At 40.2% G+C, this 6,393-nt stretch carries 6 protein-coding genes; 2 read left to right on the top strand and 4 right to left on the bottom strand.

Features of this window, described 5'->3' with window-relative positions; translation table 11 throughout:
* The first annotated feature begins 129 nt into the window (after positions 1-129).
* Together pyk and QZ562_RS18435 are read left to right on the top strand one after the other, a co-directional pair.
* Positions 130-1,563 carry a pyruvate kinase gene (gene pyk, locus QZ562_RS18440; protein ID WP_293763480.1) on the top strand — a complete coding sequence of 478 codons (1,434 nt, stop codon included), beginning with the start codon at positions 130-132 and terminating at the stop codon, positions 1,561-1,563.
* Between the two features lie 243 nt (positions 1,564-1,806).
* Positions 1,807-2,982 (top strand): saccharopine dehydrogenase NADP-binding domain-containing protein, encoded by a 1,176-nt coding sequence (locus tag QZ562_RS18435; RefSeq protein ID WP_293763479.1) that lies wholly within the window; start codon positions 1,807-1,809, stop codon positions 2,980-2,982.
* A 77-nt stretch (positions 2,983-3,059) separates the two neighbouring features.
* Here QZ562_RS18435 and QZ562_RS18430 read toward each other — a convergent pair whose 3' ends face one another.
* The 4 genes from QZ562_RS18430 to QZ562_RS18415 all read right to left on the bottom strand — a co-directional run bounded on the left by QZ562_RS18430 (position 3,060) and on the right by QZ562_RS18415 (position 6,283).
* Complete coding sequence (locus QZ562_RS18430) at positions 3,060-3,845, bottom strand: PhzF family phenazine biosynthesis protein (protein ID WP_293763478.1); 786 nt, start codon at positions 3,843-3,845, stop codon at positions 3,060-3,062.
* 79 nt (positions 3,846-3,924) lie between these two features.
* Positions 3,925-5,205: an acetylhydrolase gene (locus QZ562_RS18425; RefSeq protein ID WP_293763475.1), complete on the bottom strand. Its 1,281-nt coding sequence runs from the start codon at positions 5,203-5,205 to the stop codon at positions 3,925-3,927.
* 477 nt (positions 5,206-5,682) lie between these two features.
* Positions 5,683-5,967, bottom strand: a complete 285-nt coding sequence (locus QZ562_RS18420; RefSeq protein ID WP_293763472.1) for a DUF3089 domain-containing protein — start codon at positions 5,965-5,967, stop codon at positions 5,683-5,685.
* A gap of 97 nt (positions 5,968-6,064) precedes the next feature.
* Positions 6,065-6,283 (bottom strand): hypothetical protein, encoded by a 219-nt coding sequence (locus QZ562_RS18415; RefSeq protein WP_293763469.1) that lies wholly within the window; start codon positions 6,281-6,283, stop codon positions 6,065-6,067.
* Between the last annotated feature and the right edge of the window lie 110 nt (positions 6,284-6,393).

Here is a 6,393-nt window from a genome sequence, read left to right as displayed (position 1 = left end):
TAAGATACCTACAAAGAGGATTATAGCCTTATAGTGGCTATGCTTAAATTATTGAACGCTGCTAATCCTACGCATTACGAATTGCGCAGATAGCCAACATATGCGCCATAACAACAGAGCACTCAAACTATGCTAAGACGAACCAAAATACTTGCTACTCTAGGGCCATCTACAGATACAGTTGAGCAAATTGAAGCAATTATTAAAGCTGGAACCAATGTGGTTCGAATGAACTTTTCTCATGGAACAGCAGAAGACCATATTAACCGAGCAGAAAAAGTTCGTACCGCAGCAAAAAAATTAGGTAAATACGTAGCTATTTTAGGCGACCTTCAAGGGCCAAAAATCCGTATAGCTAAATTTGTTGATGGATCGATTATCTTAAAGATTGGTGACCACTTCATTCTGGATGCCGATATGAGTCGTGATGACGGCAACCAGCAAGCGGTGGGTATTGACTATAAAGCCTTACCCCAGGATGTGAAAGAAGGTGATTTATTATTACTTGATGATGGACGTATACAGCTAAAAATTACTGCCGTTGAAGGTAATAAAGTTCACACTGAAGTCACTGTTGCCGGAAAGTTATCAAATAACAAAGGTATTAACCGCCAAGGTGGAGGGTTATCTGCCGAAGCACTGACCGCCAAAGACAAAGAAGATATTGTTACCGCAGCAAAGATTGGTGTGGATTATTTGGCAGTTTCTTTCCCCCGTTCTGGCGATGATTTGCGTTATGCCCGACAACTCGCTGAAAAAGCAGGTTGTTATGCCATGATTTGTGCAAAAGTAGAACGTGCAGAGACGGTTGCTTCTGACGAAGCCATTGACGACATTATCGAAGCATCGGATGCAGTGATGGTTGCTCGTGGCGATTTAGGTGTAGAAATTGGTGATGCCGAATTAGTGGGCGTGCAGAAAAAACTTATAGCTCGATCTAGGCAGCTTAACAAAGTTGTGATTACCGCCACACAAATGATGGAGTCTATGATAACAAGTCCAATGCCGACTCGTGCAGAAGTGATGGACGTGGCAAATGCTGTGTTAGATGGAACCGATGCTGTTATGTTGTCAGCCGAAACAGCTGCTGGTGAATACCCAGTAGAAACGGTTGAAGCCATGTCACGCGTATGTGTAGGCGCTGAAACTCACCCAAGCGTCACTATTTCGAAGCATAGGATGGATGAGTCGTTTAGTTCTGTCAGCGAAACAGTCGCTTTGAGCGCTGTTTATTCAGCTAACCACTTAAGCACTATTAAAGCGATAGTCTCATTAACCGAGAGCGGAAGTACACCTCTGTTAATGTCTCGCATTACGACTTCTTTACCTATATACGCTTTGTCTAGATACGAAAACACGCTTAATAAAATGGCATTATATCGTGGTGTTATGCCGGTGTTTTTTGATTCAAGAGGTAGCGATCCTGGTCAACTTAAAAATGATGTTGTAGCCGCTTTGCTGGAAAAAGGAATTTTAGAGTCAGGCGATCAATTTATTATGACCTACGGTGATGTAATGGAAACAATCGGCGGCACTAATGCCAGTAAGATTGTTACGGCATAGAAAGTTACACTGCTTGGAGTTTTCTAGTTAATGTACTGAATAAAAAACGAGTCTGTGACTCGTTTTTTTTGTACTGTGTTTTTATGTGATATAAACCGAGAATACAGCTTTATATCAATCAAAAGTGTAATCTGTTTATTAATAAAGAATATAGTTAGCCATTCCCCAAATAAATTAAAATTCAAGTTAATCCCCATTACACTCAACATACTAAATTTGATGGAACGTTTAAGGAAATGTCTAATGAGTATAAATAAAGAATTCGATATTGTTATTTATGGTGCAACCGGTTTTACAGGAAGACTAGTTGCTGAGTATTTGGTTAAGCAATACGCTGGTGATAATTCAGTAAAATGGGCAATGGCTGGGAGAAGTGCTGAAAAACTAGCTTCAGTAAGAGATGAAATTGGTGCACCTGCAAATACTCCCTTAGTTGTAGCTGACTCTGAGGATTTAAGCTCAATTCAAGCGATGTTAGATAAGACTAAACTGGTTTTAACCACTGTAGGTCCATATCAATTATACGGTTCAGATTTGGTGGCTATGTGCGCTAAATCTGGAGTAGATTATGTGGACTTATGTGGCGAGCCGGTATGGATGAGTGAAATGATCCCTGCCCATGAGGAAGCAGCTAAAGCCAGTGGCGCGCGTATAGTATTCTCTTGTGGTTTTGACTCTATTCCATCTGACTTAGGAGTTTATCACTTACAACAATTAGCCAAAGAAAAATTTGGTCACCCTATGCCTAGAGTAAGATGTCGTGTTAGAAAAATGAAAGGTACTTTCTCAGGTGGTACAGCAGCAAGCTTTAAAGAGACGCTTATAGCGGCTAAAAAAGATCCGGCCAAAATGCAGGCTTTGCTTAACCCGTTCTCTCTTACTCCAGGGTTTAAAGGTGCCGATCAACCTTATGGCAATAAACCATACTACGAGGAAGACTTGGGATCTTGGGTAACACCTTTTGTAATGGCAGCCATCAATACACGCAACGTGCAGCGTTCTAACTTTCTGTTGAATAGCGAATATGGCGACGATTTTGTGTATGACGAAATGTTTATGACAGGACCTGGCGAAAAAGGTGAAACTATCGCCAATGCTATGGCGAATGACAAAAGCATGGGGGGTGACGGTGGTCCCAAACCAGGTGAAGGTCCAAGTAAAGAAGAACGTGAAGCAGGTTTGTATGACATGGTATATGTTGGCTCTGACGATAATGGTAATGTCATTAAAGTGGCAGTTACAGGCGATAGAGACCCAGGCTATGGTTCTACTTCAAAAATCATCACCGAAGCAGCTATTTGTTTGGTAAAGGACGCAGTAGACACTCAAGGTGGTATTTGGACATCAGCTCCAGCCATGGGCGAAAAACTGATTAAACGTCTTGTGACAAACGCAGGGCTAACCTTTACGCAAGAATAATAAACGTAGTAATTATAAAATATCGTTCGCATAAGTGAACGATATTAATACTTAAGATATTGATAAAATCTATGATTTTAAAAGTTTATCTTACCATGCATATAATCTACTACTTTACCGTTTAGTAACACACGATTACCGATAAGTTGACATTTAACTTCTCCAGATCTGGGTGATAACTGCTTGGCTTTCAATCTTTTTTTATTCAATTTTTTCGACCAGTAAGGGGCTAATTCGCAATGGGCTGAACCTGTTACGGGATCTTCATTAACATCTAACTTAGGGAAAAAACATCGGCTAACAAAATCAACATCGCTACCTGCTGCAGTCACCACCACACCTCTAAGATCAATGGTCTTCCATAATTCAAAATTAGGCGAAAGTTTTTTCACTGCTGCCTCGTCGTCAAGTTCAATAATATAATCAAAAGCTGCAGATATAGCTTTAGGCTTTATCTCCCCTCCTAGTCCCAACAACAAATTATCAGGGGCAATCACTGGCTTTGGCAAAGATGCAGGAAAATCCATTTCTAACCCATTGGACTTTTTAGTCACCAACAAGTCCCCACTTTTAGTATTAAAGCAAATTTCAGGCTTTTCATATCCTAAATGTGTAAACAGTACATGAGCAGCAGCTAATGTTGCGTGACCACATAAGTCCACTTCATGGGACGGCGTAAACCAGCGTAATTGGAAATTATCCTGATAAGGCACAAAAAAAGCGGTTTCAGACAAATTATTTGCTTGTGCAATATCTTGCAGTAGTTCGTCAGCTATCCACATATCTAAGGGACATACCGCGGCTGGGTTACCCTTAAAGACTTGTTCCGCAAAAGCGTCAACTTGAAATATGTCTATGTCCATGTACCTTTATACTCTGTTATTAATTAACTGCTATTTGTTAACTGCTATTTGTTAACTGCTATTTGTTAACTGCTATTTATTATTTTCGAACAAACCTCATGCCCACTGCCCACCTGTTAGCAAAACCCGGCCAAGGATCTGTTAATTTACCACCAGCTTGTTTAACTTGGGTGCTACTTTCTCTTTTAGGCAAATAATCACATGCAGACACATGTTTTTTTACATAACAGTTTAAAAAAGCCAAAGTCATATGTTGGTTAATACGGTTGAGGGTCTCACTGCTCCAAACTGGCTCATAATAAAGGCCTAAATCCGCCTCATCAGCATAAGCTATTTCTGGCGCTGGATGTGGTGCCACATTGTGCCGAGCATTTTCATACACCAACATAAAGCTGTCTTTTGCTGCTGACTGTTCGAATAACCTTTTTACACCTCGTTCATAACCAGATATATCATCATGATCACCGGTAACGTATAAACTCGGTACTTGAATATCATCCAATGTGTGTAAATTTTGTTCTTGTCCCCAAGGAGCAAAAGCAACCATAGCTTTCCAGCGACTATCAACTTTCTTCCTTCCCGCGTTACAAGTATTAAATACTGGTAACAATGCCTTTGCATTGGATTCAGGGAAACCGAAGCCTTGTAGACCTTGTTGATTAAAATTATAACAACCACCCACTGTGTTTATTGCACCATACCCTCCCATAGAGAACCCAATGACGGAGGCAAGGTTGGTGTCTACTACTTTGGCTAAATCAGAATCAGTTGAAGTGAAATAATCTAATACAAATTGCTGATCACGGGCGCGGTTAATTAAGGTACTGGGAAATCCAGCAAAAGGAGCGTTTTTAAAGTCAACTTCACCTGTAGTAGAATCTGTATGATCGACCCCAACAACTACATAACCATGGCTAGCTAGATGTTCTCCAAGATAAAACATGATGGTGCGATAGCCGGTGTATCCGTGGGATAACACTACTATCGGATAGGTATTTTCTTGATTGGATGCTGCGTCTCGCACACTGCGACCCTGAAGTGAAAATTCTTTGTTAGTTCGTGTAACATTTTCATAAGTCGCTTGTATATCCATGTCTTTAGTTAATGCTGGGTACCATACTTCAAGAGTTAAGGTGCGATCTTCCAAGCTTTTATAATCCTTAGTGCTAAGTTGCTGTGGGTTTGTCGTCTGAATGGTCTTAACACCAACTGAATATTTACCCCGTTTCCCTAATTCTGGGATTACATCGGGTTGAGAGGTATACAGTTGTTGTGCCTCATCAGCCGCAGATACACTGAAGTAACACAATAAAAATGAGACTCTAAGCGTTTGCTGAAACACTTTTTTTACGATGTTCATACTAAATTCCTTAATATTTTTTATAGGAAACGCTATTTTTCATAATAGATTGATTAACGCGCTGAATGTAGTTTTGTCGAATATTGCCATAAAATAGACTAAAGCCGAGCATATGATGACTTTCATAACCTTGCTCTAGATTATTTGAAAAATGTTATCTGCCCGCTGCATAATTTCTAGGCTGTCGTCGTCTTTGCATTGTACCTCCGTTAACTGGCTACTTAATGCAGGTAATGCTTGAAAAATAAGTCAAGGTTTGTTGACCAACAACATATCATACGCTGGGCGCTTAAAATCGACGGGCATGGCACCAAGATGCTAACTTTTTTGTATCTTACTCTTATCACGCTACTAGTTCATTGGGCTGACACAAACGGTGGGTTTAGCACTATTATCTGCTTGTCGAATGAGTTCCCATCCTGTGTCATACCGATGCGGAACATTTACGTCCAGCTTATCGTCTTCCCCGAATATATCTTAACTGACTATACAGCCTAGCTGTGTTGTGTCTTCACAAGGTGTGATCTGATCAAAGCCTCGACTAAATTTATCTATAGGCAACCAGATTAGCTGATGGAATAACACAGTTTCACATACCCTTTGTTCTGATAAACGTAAAGCGTGAGTTGTGCCCTGACAATGATTAACCACAATAAAGGGACGTGCTTGATTATAATGAGTTAGATAATAATCAAATGCCGATTCGATGTCTTGGTAAGCTAAGTCTAGTGCTTGGGTACCCGCATCAAACTTTTCGGGCATAAATGACTGAATTTGAGCTTCGCGATAGAGCGGTGCATATACTATTAAAATAATTGTTAAAAATGCTGGTCATGCTAGACAGCATATATTCGATTGATTAGGCCTCTGAATTTTCGCTTTGCATATTGGAATTCCGACTACTAGGTCCAACAAATCCGACTAAATGAACAAAAAACACATCTACGGTTTTATTTGCACTGACACCACGGGTGTTGACAGTAACAGGCACTGAGTCAGAGATGTCATTTTTATGTGGGTGAGCCAACCTGAAATATTCGTTATCAAGGTCAGGGATCTCAGGTGCATCTGCCAACACAAAATTATCAGAGGGAGATAAATCACTGAATATCCATCGACGTCCAAATAAAACCAGCAGTCTTAAGTTAACTTAATATGCTAAATTAGAACAACTAACAATTTTATGCC

This window comes from uncultured Paraglaciecola sp. (assembly GCF_913058035.1).
Lineage (GTDB): Bacteria > Pseudomonadota > Gammaproteobacteria > Enterobacterales > Alteromonadaceae > Paraglaciecola.
The sequence above is the reverse complement of the archived record's forward strand: the minus strand, read 5'-3'. Positions and strand labels throughout refer to the sequence as shown.

What these genes read in the sequence shown, in the direction of transcription:
- pyk (WP_293763480.1), top strand. Translation starts at nt 130, where the DNA reads ATGCTAAGACGAACCAAAATACTTGCTACTCTAGGGCCATCTACAGAT.
- QZ562_RS18435 (WP_293763479.1), top strand. Translation starts at nt 1,807, where the DNA reads ATGAGTATAAATAAAGAATTCGATATTGTTATTTATGGTGCAACCGGT.
- QZ562_RS18430 (WP_293763478.1), bottom strand. Translation starts at nt 3,845, where the DNA reads ATGGACATAGACATATTTCAAGTTGACGCTTTTGCGGAACAAGTCTTT.
- QZ562_RS18425 (WP_293763475.1), bottom strand. Translation starts at nt 5,205, where the DNA reads ATGAACATCGTAAAAAAAGTGTTTCAGCAAACGCTTAGAGTCTCATTT.
- QZ562_RS18420 (WP_293763472.1), bottom strand. Translation starts at nt 5,967, where the DNA reads ATGCCCGAAAAGTTTGATGCGGGTACCCAAGCACTAGACTTAGCTTAC.